Genomic DNA, 23356 nt, shown 5'->3' on the forward strand with positions numbered 1-23356 from the left:
GATAATTAGGATACCGCCGGAGTCATCATGCTGATTGTCTATCACGCACAGGATATCGCCGAGGCGCACATTGTCGCCGGAATGCTACGTGCCAATGGTATAGACGCCCATGTCGCCGGCCATTACCTTCAGGGTGCGTTTGGAGAAGTCGGTACCTTCAACCTTGCACAGGTACAAGTGAGCAACGAAGACTTTCTCGACGCACGCATACTGGTCGAAGAATACGAGCGTAACAGCCATAACGAGGAGCAACATGGATCTTAACTTGAAAGGTCAGGTGGTGATGATTGCGGCCGCCAGCAAAGGCATGGGTTATGCGACGGCGCTTGAATGCGCACGCGAAGGCGCAATCGTGTCGATGGCAAGCCGCGACAAACAGGCGATAGAGTCCGCAGCGGAAACGATACGGCAGCAGACCGGCGCGACAGTCAAAGCCTATACGTTCGATGCAGGTGACGCACAGAGTATCAAGCAATGGGCCGAGGATACGCTACGCGATCTCGGCCCCGTCAAGGGGCTTCTGGTTAACGCAGGCGGCCCGCCAACCGGTCAGTTCGACAGCTTTGATGACGATGACTGGCAAAGCGCCTTCGAGCTGACACTCATGAGTAGCGTGCGGATGATCCGTGCAGTCCTGCCGAGCATGCGTGCCTCCGGCGGAGGTTCGATTCTTGCCATCACCTCCTCCTCCGTTAAAGAGCCGATCGATATCCTGATTCTGTCCAACGTGATGCGCTCGGGCGTCACATCACTGATCAAATCGCTGTCGCAACAGCTGGGCCCTGACAACATCCGGCTTAACACGCTGATTCCGGGCAAAATTGACACTGACCGTCTGCGCGGAACCAATCAGGCACAAGCATCAAAACGTGGTGTAAGTGTTGAGGAACACAATGCCCAGATGGCCGCTCAACTACCGATGCGGCGCTTCGGCGATGCCGATGAAGTCGGTAAGGCCTGTGCCTTCCTGCTATCCGATGCAGCAAGCTATATCACGGGCGTTTCACTGGCCGTTGACGGTGGACTGATCAAGACCGTTTGGTAGTCCAGGACAGCTGCATGTGGCCCCTTGCAGAAATAAAAAGTATTTGTTGACTCCAGCAAGGGGCCCTGTACACTGAACCTCGCTAGTAAGTAAGTCTCATATTTATGCAAACCATTTCGACGCCCTGCCTGTAGTAGTTCGTCCTGTCTTCATAAGTACGTCACCACTTCAAAGCACGACCGTCCGATCGGGAACACCCGAGACGACAAAATCATTACTGATATTCAGGAATATATACTATGTCTACCACTACCGGCACTGTTAAATGGTTCAACGAAACTAAAGGCTTCGGCTTCATCGAGCAGGAAAACGGCCCGGACGTTTTCGCTCACTTCAGCGCTATCAGCGGTTCAGGTTTCAAAACCCTGGCTGAAGGCCAGCGCGTACAGTTCACTGTTACTCAGGGCCAGAAAGGTCCTCAGGCAGAGAACATCGTAGCTATCTAAGCTGCGCTGCCAAGGCTGTAAAGCCTGAAGCCAAAGGAAGGGAGTGAATTTAGTTTCACTCCCTTTTTTTATGCCGCTCGATCAGACATCCGCCGAGGCGTCTATTCAAAACAGGCATTATGTCGTAAACTGGCGACAGGTTTTAAGTTAGGTCAACGGGAGCCAAGATGCTATGGATATCTCTTCCACTACCACACTGCTGAGTCAGGTCTCTGCCGATCAGGCACACGCGACTAAGGTCAATGTGATGATCAAGGATCAGATGGAAGCCAATGGCCAGCAAGCACTGAAATTGATCGAGAGCACAACGCCACGTCCGGTCGACCCATCCAATCCCGTCGGTCAGAATATCGACACCTACGCGTAATGGACTCAGCGCTTCATGCCGGTTATAGTGCCGGCACCCGGAAGCGGTAGTCTCGATATTGCATCACCACACCTTTGGGAATGATGGCCTCTAACATGAGGTCCGGTGCCACGCGCTGCCCCTCACGAATCACTCTGTCTCCCAGTTTGACCAATCGGCTGCCCTGCTGCTCAGAGTAGATGTGAACACTGAAGCGCAGATCCGGCAACACCCGCTGTACATCAACCGGTAACTGTCTCAGGTAGGGTAGACCGGCATAGGGATCAGGCACTGCGACAGGTTCTTCGATTACCGGCTTTGGCTCAGATGACACAACAGCAACGGGTTCGACCGTACGTCTAACCGGCTTTATGGGTGAGATAGTCGGTTTATTGATTACCACCTCTTTAATGCCGGTTACCGACGGCTTAGGCTCTTCCGGTGCGTTCAACACCAGTTTGACGCCCACCATGTCGATCTCATGATCGGTTTGGCTCGAAGCGTGAGCATCCCGCTGGGCACCTGTTGGCGCGCCGCCTTGATTATCAACGGGCATCCTATCGACAGGCGCTTTTCCAAAGAGTATGAACCCTGCTCCGGCCAACAATAGCACACCGCTCAGCACGCCCCAGAGGGGCAGCGGACGCCGTATCGATGGAATCGTCGAAGAACCTATTGGCGGCATCGGATCACTCACACCGCCCTCTTCTGAAGTGCGTGCGCTTCGACGTGCCTCCGACTCTTTAAGTGCTTGCAGGATGTATGACATGGTCAACTCCCGGGCTCGTCCAATCGCGGCAGATCATCCTGAGTAACCGAATTCAGCATAATGACGGTTCTAGGCCCTACGACACCGTCGACATTGAGCCCCTTGCTGCGCTGAAAACTTCTGACCTGCTCAACCATTGCAGTGTTGTATCGCGCACGCCCCGTGCCCGTGACAACTTTTCCCTCAGCTCTGGCCAGGTGTTGCTCGAGCCAGTCCACAGAGTCGCCGGATGCACCTGGCCAGATAGGCGCCGAGTAATCAGGTGGAGGACGCCAAAGCAGCGTAAAACGTCCCTCCCATCCACCATCAAGATCAGATCGGGGCAGACTGAACTCCCGGCCATCGAGGAATACCCACGCCCGCATGGCATCCAGTGACAACACCAGCAGCTCATAGTGCTGTCCTTTATGGGTAAACCCGGCCACCGCCGGCCTATCCAGCTGTTTCAACAGGTCCGCCCCACCGTCAAGGCTCAGGCAGGCCAGGCCGTTCACCTCGGCGAAATCACATACCACCGGTTGCTGACGCGGGTCGTAGTCTATTTGCCACGCCTTGAACAATCGCCTGTAGGCCAGCACTAGCAATAGATCCGGGTCAGGATCGGTCGGCCAAAGAGCCATATCTGAAGCGTCCTTAACGGCCTTATTATCCTGACTCACCCCACCTGCAGCCGAGGAATCTTGCAACAAAGGCACGGGGCTGCGCGTTACTGATGCAAGCACTGTGCTCTCGACTACAGGTAAAGCGTTAGCTGACGACGGCATCGACTCCGCCTTGAGATGTTCGCCGCGCTCAGCCGAAACAGAAACGGGTTTTGTGATCTGTTCGATAGCGGTCAATTCCTTTGAGGAGGCCTCGGCGGGCATATCGAGCCAGCCGGAGACCTGTTCAAACCATCGTCCTCCAAGCTCGCCTTTGTACAACATCGATAGCATCAGCCCCGTACCCCAGGCCAAAAGGCCCACCAGAACAGCGGCGGTCAATATCATCCGTTTGCTCATCCGGGAGCTGATCGGATCTGGAATATCTTCCCCAAATACCTCACGTGCGGCTTGCTTCAGCGTTTGTAGGCTGACCTCATTCTGCTTTTGCACGTAGGTGCCCAAGAGGGCTCGATCCCCAATCAGGTTGATCAAGCGAGGCAATCCGCCCGACAAGCGGTACAGCTGCTTAAGCACAGGCTCTGGAAACACCGGTCGACTCATACCCGCAACGGACAAACGATGTCGTATATAAAGCGGTAATTCCTTTAGCGTAAGCGGCCCCAAGTGGTAGCGAGCGGTGATTCTTTGCGATAGCTGCCTCAACTCCGCTCTGGCGAGCAGCTCCAGAAGTTCGGGTTGCCCCAACAGGATAATATTGAGGAGCTTGTGCTCACTGGTTTCGAGATTGGTCAGCAGGCGTATCTGCTCCAGCAGATCCACCGACAGCTGCTGTGCTTCGTCAATTAACAGGACGGTATTGCGGCCTTCCGCGTAGCGTCTTAACAACTCCTGCTGGATTCGGTCAACGAGGGATTTAACGCTCGGGATCTCACACGAAGGCACATTCAGCTCATCGCAAATTGATTGCAACAGCTCAACGACACTCTGCTTTGGATTGAGAATGACGGCCACATCGGTATCGCTGGGCAATTGCTCAAGCAATTGCCGTGCGACCGTCGTTTTACCGGTTCCGACTTCACCCGTCAGCAGAACGAACCCGCCGTCGATGGTGATGCCATAGAGCAGATGGGCCAGTGCCTCCTGATGCTGCTCACTCATGAACAGGTAACGGGGATTAGGGGCTATAGAGAAAGGCGACTCGCGCAACCCAAAATAGTCACAGTACATGATCAGCACACACTCAGTGTTTGATACCGTTCACTATAGACACAACTGGACATATTTGCGGGCTCAAAATCGTGACAGTGCCTACATGAAATCAGTGCATTTCAGAACAATTACGCGTGTAAAGTTCTCCTGTTGAATTAACTGAACGTTAACTATACTTTCCACCAGACAGTAGGAAGTAACTATTTTAGATGTTTACTGTCACTTTATTGGGCATATAGCCGTGGACACATTAAGAGTCAGAGAAAATCCAAGAGTGCCTGGACTAAGGGATGCCATCCTGATTGACCTGTCTCCCGAGACAGGCAATATAAATGAGCTGGAGGATATTTCAGGCTGGTTATTGCATCGGGAAACCAATCTGGAAAATGCTGAAAAAGCGCTCCTCACTAATAGCTTTTATGTTGGCATCGCTCATTTCGACTGGTCAGACCCGCTGCTTAGACCACAACTGATCACCTTCTTCCAGCAGCATAACCAGATCGCCTGGATCGCCATTATCCAACCGGAACAGTTACGCGACATTGAACTGCGGCGCATCCTGTTCGAGAACTTCTACGACTATTTCTCACTGCCACTGAACGAGAACATATCCAATCTGGCCACTGTACTGGGCCATGCCTACGGCATTTTTCACCTGCAACACCTGGAAAGTGACGCGGCGGGCATGGACGACGAGTTTCAGATGGTTGGCACCAGCCCTCAGATGCTGGATATTTTCGATCAGATTCGAAAAGTCGCCAAAACCGATGCTCCGGTTCTGATCACCGGTGAGAGCGGAACCGGGAAGGAGCTTATTGCCCGCGCGATACATCAGCGCTCCAAGCGCAGCGCCTACCCGTTCGTCGCCGTAAATTGCGGCGCACTGCCGGAGACACTGATTCACTCAGAGCTGTTTGGCTATGAAAAAGGGGCCTTTACCGGTGCCGCCCAGCGACGCCTTGGCAGGATCGAAGCGGCCTCACTGGGCTCTCTATTCCTTGATGAAATCGGCGATCTGGACCTGAACCTGCAAGCCCACATGCTCAGATTCCTTCAGGAGGGCACCATTGAGCGGCTGGGCAACAACACACCCATGTATGTGGACGTGCGTGTTATCGCCGCAACCAATATCGATCTGGAAAAAGCGGTAGAACAGGGCCGGTTCCGTGAAGACCTCTTCTATCGTTTGAGCGTACTCAATATCGACTTGCCACCGCTACGCGATCGCGGTGAAGACAAAGAGCTTCTCGCGCGGTTCTTCTTCAAGAAGTTTGCCAGCGATCACAACGGCCAACTAAGGGGGTTTGCTGATGACGCCATAGACGCGATCAACAACTACGCCTGGCCCGGCAATGTGCGTGAGCTGATCAACCGCGTCCGGCGCGGCATGATCATGAGCGACAACCGTTTGATAACAGCGCAGGATCTGAAACTCTCTGAAGATATCGTGACTAACGAGCCTTTGCGCACGCTGAACGAAGCACGCGCCATTGCTGAGAAACAAGCCATCTCGCATACCCTTAACCGTTTCGATAACAATGTTTCACGAGCCGCCAAGGCCCTTGGCGTTTCACGAGTAACCCTCTATCGCATGATGGAAAAGCACCACATGGACGGGCGGGATAACTTCTCCTCATATGGGGCTCACTAAGAGGAGGTGTCCAGCCTGTATAACCATCGTTACATCTTGGACAATTCCGCCAACCTGCCTGCCGCGCCATTGCACAATAACTATTTGAATTATTGATAAAAATAATCAAATGGCCCGTATGCTGCATTATCTATGCAGTAAATGGAGCAGCCGTATGATCCAACCTCGCCGGCGTGTTCTTCTCAGACACCGCCTTACAAACAAGGATTACGGTACAGGACGTACCCTAGCTGACCCAGAGGAGCCCGTGGCAGAAGCGGAAACCTACTCTGAGTCAGAAGGCTCAGTGCAGGCCTTAACCGGCACTCTGCCCCCCTCCTCCTGGACACGCTTCAAACCGAGTTTTCCGACTCTCGAAGCGATCCACTCACGCTCATCGATCGTTCTTTGGGACGAAATCGACGATTCTTATAACAAATCAATCTAAATGTTTTTCTGTTATCTAAATGATACAACGGGTGTAACGTATAGTTTACAGTCATACTGATAGTGTATTTAAGATGCGACCATATAATAACAACCCACCCTATAAAACCAATATTCCTGTTTCATAAAATTAACACTCATACTAATTTATACGGAATCATGTAAATTAAATGTTCCAGTGTAAATATAACGAACAGTTTTAATTAACACCTGACAAAAAACTGCCTCTTAAAATTAAAAATACGGCCTGCTAATATCCGCTTCACACCTCGGTCGTAAACGTATTGATACAGACAGACTGATTCCCCAGTGGGCAGTGTCAAGCTATATCAACACCTACGGCCAGAACGTAGAAAAGGTTAGGAATACGCGTGATACATCTGCTTCTCGAAGCATGTGCTGTAACGCAAACGAAATAGCAGTCGTACAGAAACAGCCCAAAGATCCTCTCCCGAAAAGGCAAAGCTCGCAGAGCTACGCAAAGTCACGGGTTCGACACTGAACGTGCGAATAGCCGGACCGCCGAAGGAGAAGTCACTCTCTCAGGAATCATCGCCGGAGGATCTTGCTGAATTTTAGTTTTCAGGAGGTCCGTCATGAGCACGCCTACAGCTAAACACATCCCCTCTTTGGCCGTTCTCGGTCTTGCAGCCGCTATCGGATGCGCAAGCGCACCTGTTTCAGCCGGGGAACACGCCCTTCCCACCACCGCTTCAGAACAAGCCGCCCTGCACCAAAAAGCGGCTGAACAGACAGAAGGGCTGCTAACCCTGCAGAAACAGTGGGCACAGGCTCAGGGTAGCGCACGTTCATCGGCCCTTGAAAAGCTGATCGCCAAGGCTCAGGAGCGCAAAGCGTTCTTGCAGGTCCTGATGGATTCCAACCCCGCAGCAGCTCTGCGCGTGATGATCCCGGAAGATCGCCAGTTGGGTATGCCAGATGCGGTTATCGCCAAGCTCGAAAGCCGTATCGAAGTCGAAGGCGAGATTGAGCGTTACTACGAAGATTATGCCGATGGCAGTCATGTACTGAAGACGTTTCTGGTATCCGACTTCGGCGAGCGTTTCGAGCTGCATACCGCCAACAGCAAAGCCAAACTGTTTCAGGGTACTAAGGTAAAAGCGGCCGGCTGGCTGTTCGGCAGTGACTCAAACAGCGATAGCAATGGCGACCTTCTTGTTGGCGATCAGCTTGAAACCCTCTCTCAGCTATCCGACGGCACAACCGCCGCGGCTGGCGATGTGGTACCGGCGCTGACCAATACGCTTGGCGAGCAGCGCACGCTGCTGATGCTGCTTAACTTCAGCGACGATAAGTCCCAACCCTGGAGCGTAGCCCAGGCCCAGTCGATGCTGTTTGGCACCGTCGATGGCTTCATTCAGGAGAACTCAAGCGGTCGCACCTGGCTAACCGGTGATGTGGTCGGTTGGAATACCCTGTCTGTAAGCAGCACCGTGTGTGATAGCCTCAGCGTTCGCAATGAAGCACTGAGCATCGCCAACGCTCAGGGCATCGATATCAACAGCTATGATCGTCTGATGTTTGCCTTCCCCAAGAATGCCTGCGGCTATACCGGCTCCGGCTCTATTGGCGGTTCGCCCAGCTACACGTTTATTAACGGCTCAATGATTCTGCGCACACTGGCCCATGAGCTTGGCCACAATCTCGGCCTCTTCCACGCTCACTCTCTAGAGTGCGGCGCCACAACTGAAGGCAGCAGCTGCACTCAGTACGCCTATGGCGATACGCTGGATATCATGGGTTACTACAACCGAGTCGGTCATTACAACGGCTTCGCGAAAGAGCAACTGGGCTGGTTGAGCAAGAACGAACTGGTTACGGCCAATGCTAGCGGCCAGTACCAGCTCGCGCCCTATGTCAGCGGCAGCAACGAACCGAAAGTACTGAAGGTATTAAAAAATGCCGACTCGGTTAACGGTAACAGCTGGTACTACGTGGAGATGCGCCAGCCTGAAGGCGAAGACGCTCAATTGTTCGACGGCACCAAGGTGGACACCGCCAACGTCACTCAGGGCGTTATCGTGCACAGCGCGACAGAAGGTAAAGGCGATACAAGCAACCTGCTCGATATGACCCCGGGAAGTGCCAGCTTTGGTTATGACGACTGGGAAGATCCTGCTCTGGTCAGCGGCTCAAGTTTCACAAGCCTCGACAGCTCCGTTGCATTGTCCGCAGGCTGGGTCGATGCCAACAACGCAACCGTGAACGTGTCTCTGGATGGTTCAAGCACCACGCCGACCTGCTCCCTGTCGGCTCCGACACTGAGTGTAAGCGGCAGCGCCAGCCAGTGGGGCTACGCCGGTGATACGCTGAGCTACACCGTCAGTGTTACCAACCCCAACAGCAGTGCCTGCGGTACGCTTCAGGTCAGCCTCAACGCCGCCGTTCCCTCTGGCTGGGCTGCAAGCTTTAGCAAAAGCTCAATGAGTCTGGCGGCGGGTAGCTCTTCCAGCGTGACCGTCAACCTGACTTCATCGACCAGTGCAGCAGCGACGTTCTATGACGTGACCGTCAGCGCCACCGAGAGCAATAGCCAGAAAGCCGGCAACACAACCCTGACCTATGTGGTTCAGGACAACACCTCGACAACCCCGGTCGATACCAATACAGCGCCGGTTGCCGCCGATGACAGCGTCAGCATGAGCAGCAAAAGCTCGGTAACGGTTTCGGTCCTGTCGAATGACAGCGACGCTGATGGCGACGCGCTGACCATCGCAGCGGTCGGTACGGCAGCCAAAGGCTCGGTCAAACTCAACAGCAACGGCACGCTGACCTACACACCAGCGAAGAACTTCAAGGACAACGATAGCTTTAGCTACACCATCACCGATGGCAAAGCCAGCGCTACCGCAACTGTGAATCTGAGCCTGTCCGGTTCCACTTCCGGTGGATCCACAGGCGGTGGCGGAAACAACGGCAAAGGCAAAAATCGCTGATCTCAGCACACAGAAAAGGTGGCCTCAAAGGGCCACCTTTTTTTTGCGTTTAACCGTGGTGAATACGCTATCGGCTAGCGTGCCTGATTACTCAGGTGTCGGCTCAGGTTCTACGCAAAGATCACAGATAGCTTCCACGCTGGCACTTGCATCGACGGTGGTAAAGATACCATCGCCGCTCACATCCACCATATCGCTGAAGGAGGCTTCATGCGGTACAGGGCTGTTACTGCTGGCCGGGTAGTAACTACCGGTAACGGTGACTTCCTGTCCTGGGTCAAGTGAGCTCGGGTAGCTGCTGAACACAACATCCGGAGTATCCACGATGCTCAGGTTGTTGAGCACTTCGTTACCCTCGTTCTTGACGGTTACTTCGACGTCCGTCTTCACCACAACCACAGTGATACCGTTGCCAATATCGAGCGACTCAAGGCTGTTGCTGCAAGACTTGGTCACCGAGATATCGGTGGTGATATCGATATCGCAATCGGCTGAAGCCTCATTGCTGGTGGTGCTGGCATAGGCACTGCCGCCAAGAGCATCGATTACCGTATCACCGGTCGCCTGAACCGTATCGCTATGGACGTAGGTACGGGTGTTATCCGATGTATTGCTGAGCACCAGATCAGCCAGATCCGGACTGAACGTTTTACTGAAGTTTTTCGTTTCGTTCGGTGCCAGAGTGGTATCAAGCAACAGGTCGCCCAGTTCGGAGTCCACCACATCCACGTTTTCAAGTGCAACGGCCGACGGGTTGTGCACTGTACCCTGGATGGTGAAGGTTACCGCTGAACCATCGAAGATGTCGTTTTCATCGACACACTCCTTGGTCACAACCAGTTCCGGTACCGGGATATATTCACAGAATGCATCGTCGTCCACTGCAATCTGAATAGCCGGGCTGCCAAGAGCCGGTGTTACAGTCACCGTCAACGTATCACTATGCTCGTTGATCGACTGATCGAACTCTTTCGAGAACGGATAGTCGGTGTCCGGAGCCAATACGGCCGGGAAGTCCGAAGCCGTGACATCACCCTCGGTGTCAATGATGCTGTCCACATTGAGGGCCACGTTACCGGTATTGTTGACGCTACCGTAGACCGTTACATGGATGCTGTCGCCTGCCGCATTGAGCTCGGCGGTGCAATCCTTGATCACCTCAAGTCCCGGTGTTACATCGAACTCACAGTAGGTCTGAGCACTACTTGATGCGACTGCCAGGTTGGTATTGCCCACATCAACGGAGTTGGTATAGGCGTACACCTCTACGCTGTTATCCGCCTGTAGATCACCCGGAATAGTGGTGGTTGAATAGCTGGCCAGATAGAGCACCTCTTCAGTCGGTCCAAGATCAAACTCGACGTCGTTGGTGCCAATGCCGGTCAGCCCTGTCGGCACCTGATCGCCTGCGCAGGAACCATCACCACCCACGTCATAGCACACATCCGTGATGACGGCGGAGCCGAAGGTGTCCAGCAGGTTGGCGATAATCGAGATACCACCGTCATTGCTCACTGTGCCCTGGAAGCTTGCCGTCAGCTGATCGCCCGCGGCGTTAAGATCCGCCACGATACAGGTTTTGGTCACGCTGATGCCGCAGACATCAAAGCTTTTAAGCACAAAGTCTTTCAGCTGAGCTGTCTCGGAGCGGGATGAACGGGTTTCTGCCAGGAAAGAACTGATGCAAGGGGTTGAGCCCAACAGCTCAGTGACGTTGATGCCGCCTTCGAAGAAGCTCTCATGCGGCAGCGGGTCGCCAAGCAAACCGCCTTTCGGAGTATACGGCCATGCCGGAACACCGTTATCTTCAACGTTGGTAATGGCGCAGGCTGCGGTTCCGCCCGTACCGTCACAGACAGCATTGGCGAAGGAGGCCACCAACTCGAGGTTAGTGGCTACGTTATTGCCCTCGGCATCTGTCGGATCCCATTGGTACACCTTGATCTCCGGCGTTGCACCGGAACCCTGCGGGTACTCGACCAGCACCAGAATATCACCCGGTGTCCCCGGGCCTTTCTCGTTCTTTCCGACGTGTCCGCCGGCTGGAACGCTGTCGAACCGGTTGGTCGCCAGGTTAGCGGAGATATCGTTCTGGAAGAACCAGAAGCCGGCGAAGGCGTCACCATCGTTTGCGTAACGGTCAAGGCCGAAGTAGATAATCAGGTCGCCGACACTGTGGACCCCGGTTTCCTGCCCCGGCTGCACCACATAGGCGGCGGCGTAGGCGTTGGTGATATCATCCTTGTCCGGCACCGAACCGTCCTTATGCCACCACTCGGTGGTGTTTTCGATATCCTTGGAGCCCCCTTTCCAGTAAATGGTCTCTGGAGCCGGGTCATCCTCGAATGTCGTGGCGATGGCCGCCGTTGATGCCGGGTTTGTGTAGACCGTATCCCAGTCGTCACCATAATAATCGGTGCCGCCGACCCCATCTGGATCGGGGATGGCGTCATAGGTATTACCGTCCAGCTCGAACAGGCCCGGAGGATTACCGTCTACCGCGTATACGGCAGCCGTCGTTACCACACCCATGCCCAATATGATACCAGCCAGAAATCCCGGTACCGTCTTGAGAAGTTTCAGAATTCGCATGATCCACCTCCTGCAGTCGATTCTCGCCGACCTGTTTGCAGAACAGCACCTGCGAAAGTGGCGCTGCCGTGGACTTTGCATCTCCCTCCCGAAGCCTGCCTGTCATCCCTGCACTCCTGATGGAGTTAGACCGGTTTCATAGTGCGGAAGCACACAGGTTCTCTCGCGGTATCGTTTCGTATAAGGCGGGTGGGCCTGCAGAACTTCCCTCTTCAATAGATTGATCGCGTAAATTCGCCATCGACCTTGCCTTTGAGTTACAAGTTCCGCGCCAAGATATTTTTCCTATTAAATTCAAACAGATAGGAATTTACAGCATTCAATATTTACACGTATTTGTTAAGGCAATTAAACACAGCCTTGCTTAAGCGCTGATAACCCGTTGATAAATGGGTCATTATTTTCCGTTACTGGTGTGTTTCAAAGTTGAACTCAGCTTGCCAACTGTTTGAAGCCTGTAACGTTGCGCTAATAAAAAGGCGATGGAGTCAGACTCCATCGCCTTTTCAGTTTCAATGACAGGATAAAGAACCCCAAACTATCGGGGCGTTGCCTCTATTAGTTCAGCGGGCAACCATCCGGTCCATTGTTGTCATCGTCCAGATCATGAGCCAAGTTCAGCATGGTCTGGCGATCCTTGCTGGCCAGTGCGGCATTGGTCATATTGATGACATCATCGACACTCCACGGGAAGTCGACGTCGCCACTGGCTGCATTGAGCAGAGAAGCGACGGCTGCACGCATCAGAATCTGAGCGGCTTCCTGGAGAGTATCACCACCGCCGTAGTTCAGCGCTTCAAGCAACGTCTGATCCGCCAGGTTGCCGAAGAGACCTGCACCGTTCGGGAAGATGAACCCGGCTGTGGTCATCAGCATGTTCGGGTAGTACGGGGATGTCCAGGAATCAAAATGCTGATCCTGTTTCCAGTATCCCGGAGTACAACCTTCAAATCCCGGAGGCGGCGGCACGACACAGGTTGCGTCGTCGAAAGCCGATACCGGCGCGCCTTCAATGGCATCATCACCGCTTGCGACCACAATGTCGGTGGACGGGCCTTCAGCCAGTACCAGATAGTCTCCGGAGTAGTTGGCTGATGCACCGATATCCAGTGATATCGGGCCCAGGACCATGACATCATCACTGGTGTCGCCCGGTGTACCGTTATCGTCGACAACCGTTACGTTGTTCAACGCAACGTTACCGGTGTTGGTCACGGTGCCGAAGAACGCGATCGGATCGCCATAAACGGCCGGGTCTGTACACTCCTTGGTCACATCGATGGCCGGGAGTATATCGGCAGCGCAGAACGCATCATCCTGAGAGGCCACCGGTGCTCCGGTCAGGGCATCATTGGCGCTTGCATAGGCAACATCTGTTGAGGATGCGCCGGAAGCACCGAAGCTGCCGGAGTAGTTGGCGGACTCACCGATATACAGGGTGATCGGTCCGAGCACCTGAACATCGTCTGAGGTATCGCCCGGGGTGCCATTGTCATCCACCACCATCACATCGTTCAGCGCAACGTTGCCGGTGTTGGTCACCGTACCGAAGAAGCTGACATCGATGCCTGTACCACCGCTGTTGATATCGGCGATACACTCCTTGCTGATGGTGATAGCCGGCAGTACATCCGGTGCACAGCTTGCGTCTTCGTCGTCACTGACTGGTGAGCCAGACAATAAACCGTTACCGCTGGCATAGGCGGTGTCGGTTGAGCTTGCAACCCCCGAAAGCATAAAGCTACCGGAGTATGGCGCGCTCTGCCCCACGTTCAGCTGGCCGATAGTGGCAACCAGTTCAAGGCCGTTGCCGTAATCGTCATAGACCTCGACGTTGGTCAACGCTTCATTACCGGTGTTGGTCACCGTGCCCTCGAAGGTCACTTCAAGCCCATCACCCACTGCGTTGATGGTAGCCAGGCACGACTTGGTGACTTCAATTGCCGGTGTAATATCCGGTGCACAGGCAGCGGAAGCATCATCATTCAGCGAAGCGCCGGTCAGTGCGCTGGTGGCAGAGGCGTAGACCATATCGGTCGGTGAGGTATTGGTTGTCTGGTAGCTACCGGAGTACGGAGCACTGGCTCCCGGCGCCAGATCACCAATATTGACCGTTGTGTCGTCACTGGTATCGCCCGGAGTACCACCGTCGTCGACCACTGAAACGTTGGTCAGCTTGGTGTTACCGTTGTTGTACACCGTACCGGAGAACTCAACGTTGACGACCGTACCATCGGTGCTCAAGGACGCGATACAGCTCTTATCGACATCCAGCACTTCGTTCACATAGGCATCACAGTCAGCGAAATCACTGGCCATAACAGACGCACTTCCGCGCGTACCTGTTGCGATGACCACATCGTGAGACGAAATATCCATGGTATTGAACGAGCCGCTGTAGTTCGCCGACGCACCGGCTGCGAGCATCTGCGGACCAAATACCACCTGGTCATCGCTGGTGTCGCCCGGAGTACCCATGTCGTCTTCAACCGTTACCATCAGATCCAGACCACCGGTGTTGGTGACCGTACCACCGAAGGACACCATGACCTGATCGCCTTCGGATACCACCTCAGCCGAACACTCTTTGGTGACTTCGATAGAGCACACATCAAATGCGCCAAGGACGAAGTCCTTCAACTGAGCGGTTTCGGAACGGGATGAACGGGTCTCGGCCAGGAAGCTGCTGAAGCAGGGTGCCTCCCCTCCCAACAGATAGCTGACGTTGATGCCCCCTTCGAAGAAACTCTCGAACGGGAAGGTGCCCTCGGTCCCGAATTTCGGATCATAGGGCCAAGGAGCGGTTTCATCCTGATGGTTGGTAATGGCACAGGCTGGCCCTGTATGAGCGGCGTTACACTCTGCTGTACCTGAAAACAGCTGATGCAGGTTAGGTGCGGCATCCTGAAGTGCCGGATTCCACTCATACACCTTCACCTCAGGCATCGCGTTTGCGCCCTGCGGGTATTCAACCAGTACCAAAATATCGCCAACCTGATGCTCACCCACAAACTGACCGTCAGGGCCCAGACCGACCTCATCCTGGAAGAACCAGAAGCCGGCAAAGGCGTCACCGTTATTGGCAAAGCGGTCAAGACCAAAGGTGATGATCAGATCGCCCGGACTGTGAACACCGGTATCCAGCGTATTGATATAGGCCGCCGCATAGGCGTTGGTGATCTCATCCTTCGGCGGTGATGAGCCTTCGGTGTATTTCCATTCGAATACATCGTTTACATCCTTGGAGCCACCGCCGGTAAAGATAGTCAGTGGTGGAGGGTCGGCAAGGATGCCTGTGAATGCGATAGCACTGCCTGAATCCGGGGGCGTGTTCCAATCATCGCCCGCGGTGGCTTCCGCAACCGCATTGCCATCAAGCTCGAATACACCCAGTTCATCGACCGCCTTGACGGTTAGGGCCGTTACCAACCCTGCCGCCATAATCGCGCCGATCACAAACGAGAGCACTCGAAAGAATGGCAGTTTCAAGAAAGATAAGGACTTCTTCATGTCCCACCTCCGTTGACGAACCACAGGTTCGCCACTTTCATTGCGCACCGGACCCTAACAGGAGTGCCAGCGCGCCATGCTGTCGATGGGAAAACGCCAGCCTTCCGGGCAGCCATTAAGCCCGCCCTTGTTCGGTGTGATATTTGCCTCCGGCAGCAGTAAACGAGCACTGCCATTTGGGGGCCCCTTTGCAAACGGCCTCTCAGCCGAATACAAACCGCAACCTGCCCCTTTATAAGCAAGATAACTGCCAAAACGTAAGGTTTTGAAATATATGGATTTTTTCAGAGTGAAATAGGCCGACGTGTAGAGGCAGGGTTACACCACAAATACACATGGCCGTAACCCTTTGAATCGAATAGGCTTAATCAGTTGACACCATTGTTGCGAGAGTGCAACGCTCAGTTCCCGGAGTCAGCACAGGTAGTTCGTGCTCTCCGCCAGCATGTCTATTTGGGTTATTGCGCACCTCCTGCATCCGCACTGTTTAGCGGCAACTCCAAGCCCTTGAGCTTACGCTGATACTCCTGCGTAACCTTGCGGGCATCTTCCCGATCGCTCACAGCTGTCGGGGTAATCAACACCACCAGTTCAGTGCGGTTAACACTCTTGCCCCGACTTCCCATTGCAAGTCCAAGAATCGGCACATGGCGCAGAAGCGGAACACCTTCACCCGTATTTTGGCGTGTCTCGCGAATAAGACCGCCCAGCACCAGCGTTTCACCGCTCTGAATCGCTACGCTGGTTTCGATCTTGCGCTGCGTGATCGTGGGTGAGTCGATATCCGATGTGGTGGTTTGCGACACATCGTTCACCTCCTGGGCGATATCGAGCACCACCATGCCACCGGCATTGACGCGCGGCGTGACCTCCAGACTGACACCGGTATCGCGGAACTGGATGGTGCTGGTGATGTTGGACTCGCTTGAGGTATTGGTTGTTTCAGATGTACGTACCGGCACCTGATCACCCACCTGTATCGTCGCGGTCCGGTTGTCCAGCACCATCAGTGATGGTGAGGAGATCACGTTTATACGGGAGTCCCGCGCCAAAAGATTGAGCAGCGCGCGTGTGCCGACCGCGTCCAGAATCTCGTAACTGGCAGATGCTCCGAGTTCCCCGAATGAAGACGGCGAGGTAAAACTGCCGCTGCCAATAGTACCAACCCCACGTTTGCCGCCACCGAAATGGTTCTTGAAGAACCACTGCAGACCGTATTGAAGATCATCCTCCAGAGAGACCTCCACAATCGTGGCTTCGACCAGCACCTGAAGCGGGAGCACATCCAGTTTCTGAATCGCCTTGTAGACTTTGTCGTAGTCCTCAGGCGAGGCCATGATCAACAGCGCGTTGTTTTCGGTATCGGCAATGATGCTGACATTTTCGACATTGACGTTAGACACATCCGTAATGGCCGCTGTCGGGGCCGGCTCCGGCTGACTCTCCCCCTCAGCGGGTGTCGATGCCGCGGGTTCCGGCGTCGTTGTGTTACGGCCACCGCCATCACGTGCATCATTTCGCTGTTGGCGATCAAACAGTTGCTGAAGCAGTTCGGCGAGGCTTTCTGCCTTCCCGCTCTGCACGTAGTAGACATACATCCCCAGCCCCTGTGCACCCTCGCTACGATCGAGCCGGCGTATCCAGGTTTGCGCATCGCGCAGATATTTCCGTTGTGGCGTTATCACCATAATGGCGTTCAACCGCTCGATCGGCATGAAATTCACAAGCCCGGCGAGCGGCCCCTCTGCATCGGCGCCAAATACCGCTTCAAGCTCCGAAACCAGCTGTTCGGCTTCGACCGACTGCAACCGGAACAGACCCACCGACATCCCCTGAAGCTGGTCAACGTCAAATACGCTGATTGTTTCACGCAGGTTGGCAAGCTCAGCCTGAGTCCCTGCCAGCAGGAGCAGGTTGCGTCGGTCGTCCGCTTCCATCACCCCCTGACGCGGCTTGATAGGGTCCAGAATCTTGAGCATCTCCTGCGCTGCAATATACCGCAGCGGCACGACCAACATCTGGTAGCCTTTATCGGCTGTCAGCTTGGTACGCACCGCCAGGGCACCGCCCGAGGCATCATCTGCAGGCACAATGTCGTAGAAGCTGCCGTTATCGATCAGCACGGCGCCTGTCACCTGCAACAGTTTTTCCAGTGTGGGGATCAGCGCTTCACGACTGAGCGGCTGGCTGGTCTGCATATTAATCAAACCCTGTACGCGCTCATCGAGGATGTAGTTCTTCTGCAGGATATCGCCGAGGATCGTTTTGACCACTTCACCGATCTCGACCCCCTGAAAGTTAAAGGTGATATCCCCTTCCATATTGTGCGCCACTCCCTGTCCGGGGCCGCCCACATTGAAGAACTCGCCACTGCCACCATACAGCTCGTCCATTGGGGGGCTGTCGCTGGCGCTTTGCCCCTGTGCATCGAAGCGCGCGGCATCGCCTTCGGTGCCCGAAGACGGCGATGGGCCGCTCTTTATACGCTGCGAGTACTCATAAGCCTCACGCGCAGTTCCAAAAGGAGAGTCCAATGCATTGTCATTTCTCTCCGTCAGTGCACACGCGCTGAGCAGCAAAGAGCAACCCAGCCCCAGCACCCAAGTTGACCGGTTATTCATTGCAAACCTCCTTTCAGCGCTTCGACACGCTCTCTGAGCTGTTCCGCCGCGCGTTGTGTACGCGATTCAATCGACGCCGGGGGCTGTGCTTCTTCATTCGATTCAGCCTCAGACTGCTCGGGCTCCGGCGGTGGTAACGCGCGCGGCTCGAACACATCCATCGTGACGCTCTGCTCGCCATTGGTCAGCGTGACACTCAGCGGCTGTATCGACTCGACCAGCCAGCTTTGATCCAACGGCATTCCACTACCCAGTCGCAGTTTTCGCTCCCCTGTGCGCTCGGCAAACAGCGCCTGGGGTTGTTGCTCTACCAGCACCACTCCTGTCAGCTTCCATGTTTCGCGCAGCGCAGATTCCGAACTGTCACCGACCACCGGTTCCATGGGACGGCGGTTAACACTGAACAGAGGCCGCTGGATAATCTCGTCGAATGAGTCTTTCGGTGGCATCTGCGGCAGCCCGTCCTCACCCAGAGGCGGCGCTACAGGCGGTGGGGCTTCGGCTTGATCCGCAGGCATCGGCTCAGGTATCGCCTCCTGCGCACCCACCGCCAGACTTGTGAGCAGTAACAGGTACAGTGGCAAACGCATCACGGCGCTACCTCCTGATGGGCAAATCCCGTCATTTGAAAGCGGATATCAAGCGAGGGCACCTGTTGGGCGCGCATGCGGGCGTTGGTGGCCTGACGCGCCAACCGGGGGTTGGACAGTATCGCCAAATTATCGAGCACCAGTACCGGACGCCCGGCCTCCAGTTTGTACAGCAGATCCACTAATTGCGGCAGTTCCGCCCGCATCCTGACCTGCACTGACACGGTCGGCACCGGTTCATCACCTTCTGGCGCCACGATCTGGGTACTCACTACGTCACCGCCGCTTTGAGCAACCTGCCTATGCAGTAGTTGCTGAAGCGAGGCGGCGGCCAGTGCCGGCGTTGCTTCGTCGAGATACCAGTCGGTCGTTGGCTGGTCGGCCTTCAGTGCCGCCAGCCGTTTCTGATCGCTTGCCATGCCGGACTGAAGCCGCTGATAAACATCCAGACGCTTGGTCAGCGCATCCACCCTGTCATTACTCTCGCTCCAGCTGAGCCAAAGCGGTACGAGCAATACTCTTACCAGCAGCACGACAACCAACAACAGCAGCGCAATCGCCAACAATCGGCTCTGGCCCTTGGTCAGGTTTTTCATGGCGCAGCCTCCTGAGCCACATTCAGCGTAAGGCTGAAACGCTCTTTACGTGTGCGCGAATTGATCGTGACGGGCGCTGAAAATGCCGCTTGAGAGAAGTTCGGTGATTGCTCGATCAATGCGATCAGCTCGGACGCACTGGTGGACTCGCCCTGTATACGCATCTCGTTTCCATCCAGCTCGAGACGGTTGAGCCAGGTGTGATCGGGCAGCAAGCGGGTCATTTCATCGAGCAGAATCAATGTCGACGGGTGAGTACTCTTGGCGTGTCGGATGTATTGTCCGCCCAACTCCAGCGCCTCTATCTCCATGCGAAGTGCTCGGGCCTCTTCGGCCAGCGGCTCAAGCGTCTTAACCTCCTCGTCAAGTGCGCTCAACTGCTGCCCCCTCTGGTAGAAGGCGTATGCAACCAGCGCCACCAGCATCAGGATTAAAAGCGCAGGCATGCGGACCGTCGGCGTTCGAACGCCGCTTCCACGCCCGTCTCCTCCAAGCAGGTTCAATGTTCTTCGGGCCGACGCATCGGTGTGAAGCCCCTCCGGCAGTAGCGCGTCGACTTCGATTCCGGCATCGCCGAGGGCCTTGATAAGTGGTTGACGCTTAGTGTCAGGCAAGACGAATAGCTCTACCTCGATTTTCGATGCGGTTCTGTCTCGGCGCAGTACACGGTAGCCAAAGCCGGCTTGTGAGGCCGTAAACGGCGTATGACGGTCGAGCTCATAACGAAGGACAGTAGACAATCGAGGTTCCGTTGCCGCCGGCAGCGAGATCACCTTGTGCAGCAGCTCACCCGGTGGCAGCGTCACGAGAATCGCGGTTTTACTGCCCAAGGTGCGCCAGGTGGCAAACAGCGGATGATGAGCCGCCTGCTCCAGCGGAATCGTAAGCCTTCGCCCGCCCTCTTCTACTTCGAATTGGGCGCGGTTATAGCGCATCACTTTCTCACGGCCACGCAGGCGTTGCCGCCAGTTGGCAGGCACCATCTCGGCCAGCTCCCGGGTCCACCAGCGCCACAGCTGTGATATAGGCGTGGCGACTGCGGACCATCCGCGATAGGCCTGTAACTTCAGATCACTGTTCATCGTCTGTTCCCCCTGCGCTGTCGGCCTGCGGCAATCCAGCCGTATCGAACAGAACACGCTGCTGTCTGACTGCCGGGAAGCCGCCACGCACGGTGATCAGTGCCTGCTGCCTCACCTCGGTCCAGGGCTTGATGCTGGCCCAGCTTTGTACGCTGTACTCGATACCTGCGCGCCCTGTTTCTATATAGAGCGAGGCGTCAAAAGGCATTGCGGGCATCGGCTGTTCATCTTCCCAGGCCTGACGGCGATCCTCGATGAACTGCTCCACCGTCACCAAGCTCGCCCCCGGCAGCGCCATCAATACATCGGCGGGCGCAAATTGAGGGTTGATCCCCCGCGTGCCGTTGTTGACGGTCAGGCTCCAGCGCACCCGATCGTATATATCCGGTGTCATCCCCAGCACCTGCGAGAGCTCTTCCACATCGTAGAACTCCCGGTTTGCAGGGCCTGTACTGCGTCCTGCCGCCAGATATTCGCTCTCTTCAGCGCCGTTTAGCCGCACCAGATCGTCTGCATCTCGCCAGTCCTCTATGGCCGCGACCAGTGCTTCCCTGCGCGTATCATCTTCGATAACCAGCGCCAGCAATCCATCAAGCAGTTCGGTCGGCGCATAGTTCAGATCCACTTTGCCGCTTTCGTCCTGCAGCGCGACCCAGACGTGCGTGTCTGCAAGTGCAAGACGATGCCCGCTGCCATCGGCCAACCACTGCCGCACGCCGCTCTGTTGCAGGTTCCACAGTGCCCAGACAATACCGCTATCGGCTGCCTCGCTGGCCCTGACCGCCTGTTCGGCGTTCTGTGCCTGACGGGCGAAGCTGCGAGCGGATAACGACAGGTTGGTCACCAACAGGCTGAGCAACAGCAACACCCAGAGCACACTGACCAATACCAGCGCACGCTGACGAGACTCAGAAGCCCACTGTTCGCACCGCATAGGTGTACTCCCTCAGACTAAAACTCAGCTCCTGCCACAGTGGTAACAGCTCGCCCCTTAGCTGCGCTCGATCCGACTGGAGCATAAGGTCGACTCTCAGCGGTAACTCACCGTTCTGTATCCAGCTATCGCTGATCTCGGCCAGCTCTCCGGGCCGTACATGCATATATTGAAAGCGTAGCTGTGGCTCATTCAGGCTCAGCAGACGGTGCGACACTCTCGGTGCAGGCGCTGACTCTTCAGGCCCGACCTGTGGCTCCTCATCAAACAACAGCGTCCAATCCACGATCTCTGCACTGCGAAAAGCACGGGTATCGAGCACTAACGCGGTATCATCCGGTTCGTCACTCTCTTCAACCCGCAATCGATACCAAAGCAGATCGCTACTGCCACTTTCAGCGTGGGCCGGGGCGACAAATACCAGCTGATCCGGCTCGCCCCTGAAGGCAACCTGCAGCACGCTGTCGATATCGCGAATCCGCTCATCCCTGGCCTGACCGATTAAACGCCGGAGCAGCTGCTGTACCTGATACTGGCGGGAGATCCGTTCCTGCTGCTGATCCGCGGCATCCCAGCCGCGCGAGGTCAGTCGCAGGCTGCCAAATATCAGCGTCATGACCAACGCCGTCAGCAGCAGTGCGATCATCATCTCTATCAGTGTGAAACCTCTGCACCTGTTCATTGATCACGTACCAGTCTCAAGGTATTCAAGGTCAACCGATTCCGTGGCTCCCAGACAACGCTTAGCTCTATTTCGTAGGGCACAGGCCCCACCAGGCTATCCAGACTTTCCTCCTCTTCTGGAAAGGTGAAACGCCTGATCTCCAGCTCCCATTCAAAACGATCATCATCAAACCGCCCGCTGCGACGCCCTGGTTCAAGCTCGGCATCGCCCAGCACTTTGGCGAGTTCCGACTGGGCGAGTATCAGTGCCTGTTGGCGCAACACTGCGCGAGAGGTCGAATCCAGAGACACTGAGTTCAGGCTCAGTATCACGCCCAGCATCATCGCCAGCACGACGAACGCCACCAGTACCTCCAGCAACGTAAATCCGCTCTGCGAAGGAGGCCTAACCATCGGTATCAATCCTCACTTCGCCGGTCAGGCTATCGATACTGAGCCTGTATTCGGCTTGTACGTGCTCCGGTGCGCTAAGTGCGAGTTCACCGCCGTTACTACTGCCATCGGGATAAAACTGCAGCCGTGGCTGATCGACAAAGGGATCCTTCCACTGGGACGGCAGGGCGTTCTCGGTCAATCGGACATCCACCCCCTCAGGCCAGCTCGCACGTGCTTTTCCGTCACTGACAAAAACCCGGTTTTCAACATCGACCTGCAGGTCACGAATCCGGCTTTGACTGACCGCCTCGCTCCTTAACTCTCTGAGCAATGCCGCGCTCTGACGGGCAAAAGCCTTTAGCTCACTGCCGGGCATGACATTGCCGATATTGGGCGCCACCAGCGCCAGCATCAGCGACGCGATCACCAGTACCACCAGCAGCTCCAGCAGGGTCATCCCGCGCTCGTGACCATTACTCCCAGTTCGAGACGTCGCTGTTCTCATCCTCGCCCCCCTCCCGGCCATCGGCGCCGAGGGTATAGAGGTCGTATTCGCCGTGTTCTCCCGGATAGCGGTAGAGGTAATCGTTACCCCAGGGGTCCTTGCGAATGACACTTTTGCTGAGATAGGGGCCATTCCAGTTCGTCACGCCGGAGGGCTCCTTGATCAACGCATCAAGCCCCTCCTGCGTACTCGGGTAACGCCCCACCTCCAGCCGGTACAGATCGAGCGCTGCACCAAGTTCCTGAATCTGCAACCCGGCGGTCTTGGTTTTGGATGTACCGACATGTCGCAGTACCTGAGGGCCCACAAGACTTGCGAGCAGCCCGAGAATCACCAACACCACGAGCAATTCAAGCAGCGTGAAGCCCCGTAACGTTCGCCGCTCTCTGTTAGCCTTTGCCATAACCTACCCT

At 55.5% G+C, this 23356-nt stretch carries 19 protein-coding genes and 1 riboswitch; of the genes, 6 read left to right on the forward strand and 13 right to left on the reverse strand.

The window, feature by feature from the left end; all coding sequences use genetic code 11:
• Positions 1–27 precede the first annotated feature (27 nt).
• The 4 genes from ADIMK_RS18785 to ADIMK_RS18800 all read left to right on the forward strand — a co-directional run bounded on the left by ADIMK_RS18785 (position 28) and on the right by ADIMK_RS18800 (position 1858).
• Positions 28–264 carry a putative signal transducing protein gene (locus ADIMK_RS18785; protein WP_036191281.1) on the forward strand — a complete coding sequence of 79 codons (237 nt, stop codon included), beginning with the start codon at positions 28–30 and terminating at the stop codon, positions 262–264.
• Positions 254–1045, forward strand: a complete 792-nt coding sequence (locus ADIMK_RS18790) for an SDR family oxidoreductase (protein WP_036191283.1) — start codon at positions 254–256, stop codon at positions 1043–1045. The genes ADIMK_RS18785 and ADIMK_RS18790 overlap by 11 nt, the downstream gene beginning before the upstream one ends.
• Before the next feature lie 239 nt (positions 1046–1284).
• The gene (gene cspE, locus ADIMK_RS18795) at positions 1285–1491 is read left to right on the forward strand and encodes a transcription antiterminator/RNA stability regulator CspE (RefSeq protein ID WP_036191285.1); all 207 of its coding nucleotides are present in this window, start codon (positions 1285–1287) and stop codon (positions 1489–1491) included.
• A gap of 172 nt (positions 1492–1663) precedes the next feature.
• The gene (locus ADIMK_RS18800) at positions 1664–1858 is read left to right on the forward strand and encodes a putative motility protein (RefSeq protein WP_036191287.1); all 195 of its coding nucleotides are present in this window, start codon (positions 1664–1666) and stop codon (positions 1856–1858) included.
• Between the two features lie 22 nt (positions 1859–1880).
• Here ADIMK_RS18800 and ADIMK_RS18805 read toward each other — a convergent pair whose 3' ends face one another.
• Together ADIMK_RS18805 and ADIMK_RS18810 are read right to left on the reverse strand one after the other, a co-directional pair.
• Complete coding sequence (locus ADIMK_RS18805) at positions 1881–2606, reverse strand: general secretion pathway protein GspB (RefSeq protein ID WP_036191290.1); 726 nt, start codon at positions 2604–2606, stop codon at positions 1881–1883.
• A gap of 2 nt (positions 2607–2608) precedes the next feature.
• Positions 2609–4438, reverse strand: coding sequence for an ExeA family protein (locus ADIMK_RS18810; protein WP_036191291.1), 1830 nt, complete (start codon positions 4436–4438; stop codon positions 2609–2611).
• A 256-nt stretch (positions 4439–4694) separates the two neighbouring features.
• Here ADIMK_RS18810 and ADIMK_RS18815 point away from each other — a divergent pair, with 256 nt between their 5' ends.
• A complete protein-coding gene (locus ADIMK_RS18815; protein WP_231517093.1) occupies positions 4695–6071 on the forward strand; it encodes a sigma-54 dependent transcriptional regulator in 1377 nt (458 codons plus the stop codon).
• 874 nt (positions 6072–6945) lie between these two features.
• Positions 6946–7024, forward strand: a riboswitch (cyclic di-GMP riboswitch).
• A gap of 69 nt (positions 7025–7093) precedes the next feature.
• On the forward strand, positions 7094–9454 hold the full coding sequence (locus ADIMK_RS18820) for an Ig-like domain-containing protein (protein ID WP_051693113.1): 2361 nt from the start codon (positions 7094–7096) through the stop codon (positions 9452–9454).
• An 87-nt stretch (positions 9455–9541) separates the two neighbouring features.
• On the opposite strand, the gene ADIMK_RS21510 is transcribed toward ADIMK_RS18820, so the two are convergent.
• The 11 genes from ADIMK_RS21510 to gspG all read right to left on the reverse strand — a co-directional run bounded on the left by ADIMK_RS21510 (position 9542) and on the right by gspG (position 23346).
• Complete coding sequence (locus tag ADIMK_RS21510; protein WP_051693114.1) at positions 9542–12046, reverse strand: hypothetical protein; 2505 nt, start codon at positions 12044–12046, stop codon at positions 9542–9544.
• Between the two features lie 558 nt (positions 12047–12604).
• On the reverse strand, positions 12605–15556 hold the full coding sequence (locus ADIMK_RS21515) for a CLIPPER-2 domain-containing protein (RefSeq protein WP_051693115.1): 2952 nt from the start codon (positions 15554–15556) through the stop codon (positions 12605–12607).
• Positions 15557–16014: 458 nt separating this feature from the next.
• Positions 16015–18177, reverse strand: a complete 2163-nt coding sequence (gene gspD, locus ADIMK_RS18835; RefSeq protein WP_051693116.1) for a type II secretion system secretin GspD — start codon at positions 18175–18177, stop codon at positions 16015–16017.
• Positions 18174–18767 carry a type II secretion system protein, XpsN-like gene (locus ADIMK_RS18840; RefSeq protein WP_051693117.1) on the reverse strand — a complete coding sequence of 198 codons (594 nt, stop codon included), beginning with the start codon at positions 18765–18767 and terminating at the stop codon, positions 18174–18176. Before ADIMK_RS18840 ends, gspD begins: the two co-directional genes overlap by 4 nt.
• Complete coding sequence (gspM, locus tag ADIMK_RS18845; RefSeq protein WP_036191293.1) at positions 18767–19363, reverse strand: type II secretion system protein GspM; 597 nt, start codon at positions 19361–19363, stop codon at positions 18767–18769. Before gspM ends, ADIMK_RS18840 begins: the two co-directional genes overlap by 1 nt.
• The gene (locus tag ADIMK_RS18850; RefSeq protein WP_036191295.1) at positions 19360–20445 is read right to left on the reverse strand and encodes a PilN domain-containing protein; all 1086 of its coding nucleotides are present in this window, start codon (positions 20443–20445) and stop codon (positions 19360–19362) included. The genes gspM and ADIMK_RS18850 overlap by 4 nt, the downstream gene beginning before the upstream one ends.
• Positions 20435–21379: a type II secretion system minor pseudopilin gene (locus ADIMK_RS18855; RefSeq protein WP_051693118.1), complete on the reverse strand. Its 945-nt coding sequence runs from the start codon at positions 21377–21379 to the stop codon at positions 20435–20437. The genes ADIMK_RS18850 and ADIMK_RS18855 overlap by 11 nt, the downstream gene beginning before the upstream one ends.
• Entirely contained in the window at positions 21354–22061 is a 708-nt protein-coding gene (locus tag ADIMK_RS18860) for a PulJ/GspJ family protein (protein WP_036191297.1), read from the reverse strand. Before ADIMK_RS18860 ends, ADIMK_RS18855 begins: the two co-directional genes overlap by 26 nt.
• On the reverse strand, positions 22058–22456 hold the full coding sequence (locus tag ADIMK_RS18865; RefSeq protein WP_036191299.1) for a type IV pilus modification PilV family protein: 399 nt from the start codon (positions 22454–22456) through the stop codon (positions 22058–22060). The genes ADIMK_RS18860 and ADIMK_RS18865 overlap by 4 nt, the downstream gene beginning before the upstream one ends.
• Positions 22449–22964 carry a GspH/FimT family pseudopilin gene (locus ADIMK_RS18870; RefSeq protein WP_081849867.1) on the reverse strand — a complete coding sequence of 172 codons (516 nt, stop codon included), beginning with the start codon at positions 22962–22964 and terminating at the stop codon, positions 22449–22451. Before ADIMK_RS18870 ends, ADIMK_RS18865 begins: the two co-directional genes overlap by 8 nt.
• Positions 22912–23346 carry a type II secretion system major pseudopilin GspG gene (gene gspG, locus ADIMK_RS18875; RefSeq protein ID WP_036191304.1) on the reverse strand — a complete coding sequence of 145 codons (435 nt, stop codon included), beginning with the start codon at positions 23344–23346 and terminating at the stop codon, positions 22912–22914. The genes ADIMK_RS18870 and gspG overlap by 53 nt, the downstream gene beginning before the upstream one ends.
• Between the last annotated feature and the right edge of the window lie 10 nt (positions 23347–23356).

Origin of the sequence: Marinobacterium lacunae, assembly GCF_000705555.1 — a bacterium.
Taxonomy (GTDB): domain Bacteria; phylum Pseudomonadota; class Gammaproteobacteria; order Pseudomonadales; family Balneatricaceae; genus Marinobacterium_D; species Marinobacterium_D lacunae.

Excerpts from the sequence above, each read along its gene's own strand:
- cspE (WP_036191285.1), top strand. The coding sequence starts at position 1,285 with ATGTCTACCACTACCGGCACTGTTAAATGGTTCAACGAAACTAAAGGC.
- ADIMK_RS18805 (WP_036191290.1), bottom strand. The coding sequence starts at position 2,606 with ATGTCATACATCCTGCAAGCACTTAAAGAGTCGGAGGCACGTCGAAGC.
- ADIMK_RS18790 (WP_036191283.1), top strand. The coding sequence starts at position 254 with ATGGATCTTAACTTGAAAGGTCAGGTGGTGATGATTGCGGCCGCCAGC.
- gspD (WP_051693116.1), bottom strand. The coding sequence starts at position 18,177 with ATGAATAACCGGTCAACTTGGGTGCTGGGGCTGGGTTGCTCTTTGCTG.
- ADIMK_RS21510 (WP_051693114.1), bottom strand. The coding sequence starts at position 12,046 with ATGCGAATTCTGAAACTTCTCAAGACGGTACCGGGATTTCTGGCTGGT.
- ADIMK_RS18800 (WP_036191287.1), top strand. The coding sequence starts at position 1,664 with ATGGATATCTCTTCCACTACCACACTGCTGAGTCAGGTCTCTGCCGAT.
- ADIMK_RS18810 (WP_036191291.1), bottom strand. The coding sequence starts at position 4,438 with ATGTACTGTGACTATTTTGGGTTGCGCGAGTCGCCTTTCTCTATAGCC.
- ADIMK_RS18820 (WP_051693113.1), top strand. The coding sequence starts at position 7,094 with ATGAGCACGCCTACAGCTAAACACATCCCCTCTTTGGCCGTTCTCGGT.
- ADIMK_RS18840 (WP_051693117.1), bottom strand. The coding sequence starts at position 18,767 with ATGCGTTTGCCACTGTACCTGTTACTGCTCACAAGTCTGGCGGTGGGT.
- ADIMK_RS18785 (WP_036191281.1), top strand. The coding sequence starts at position 28 with ATGCTGATTGTCTATCACGCACAGGATATCGCCGAGGCGCACATTGTC.
- gspG (WP_036191304.1), bottom strand. The coding sequence starts at position 23,346 with ATGGCAAAGGCTAACAGAGAGCGGCGAACGTTACGGGGCTTCACGCTG.
- gspM (WP_036191293.1), bottom strand. The coding sequence starts at position 19,363 with ATGAAAAACCTGACCAAGGGCCAGAGCCGATTGTTGGCGATTGCGCTG.
- ADIMK_RS18855 (WP_051693118.1), bottom strand. The coding sequence starts at position 21,379 with ATGCGGTGCGAACAGTGGGCTTCTGAGTCTCGTCAGCGTGCGCTGGTA.
- ADIMK_RS18870 (WP_081849867.1), bottom strand. The coding sequence starts at position 22,964 with ATGGCCGGGAGGGGGGCGAGGATGAGAACAGCGACGTCTCGAACTGGG.
- ADIMK_RS18850 (WP_036191295.1), bottom strand. The coding sequence starts at position 20,445 with ATGAACAGTGATCTGAAGTTACAGGCCTATCGCGGATGGTCCGCAGTC.
- ADIMK_RS21515 (WP_051693115.1), bottom strand. The coding sequence starts at position 15,556 with ATGAAGAAGTCCTTATCTTTCTTGAAACTGCCATTCTTTCGAGTGCTC.
- ADIMK_RS18860 (WP_036191297.1), bottom strand. The coding sequence starts at position 22,061 with ATGAACAGGTGCAGAGGTTTCACACTGATAGAGATGATGATCGCACTG.
- ADIMK_RS18865 (WP_036191299.1), bottom strand. The coding sequence starts at position 22,456 with ATGGTTAGGCCTCCTTCGCAGAGCGGATTTACGTTGCTGGAGGTACTG.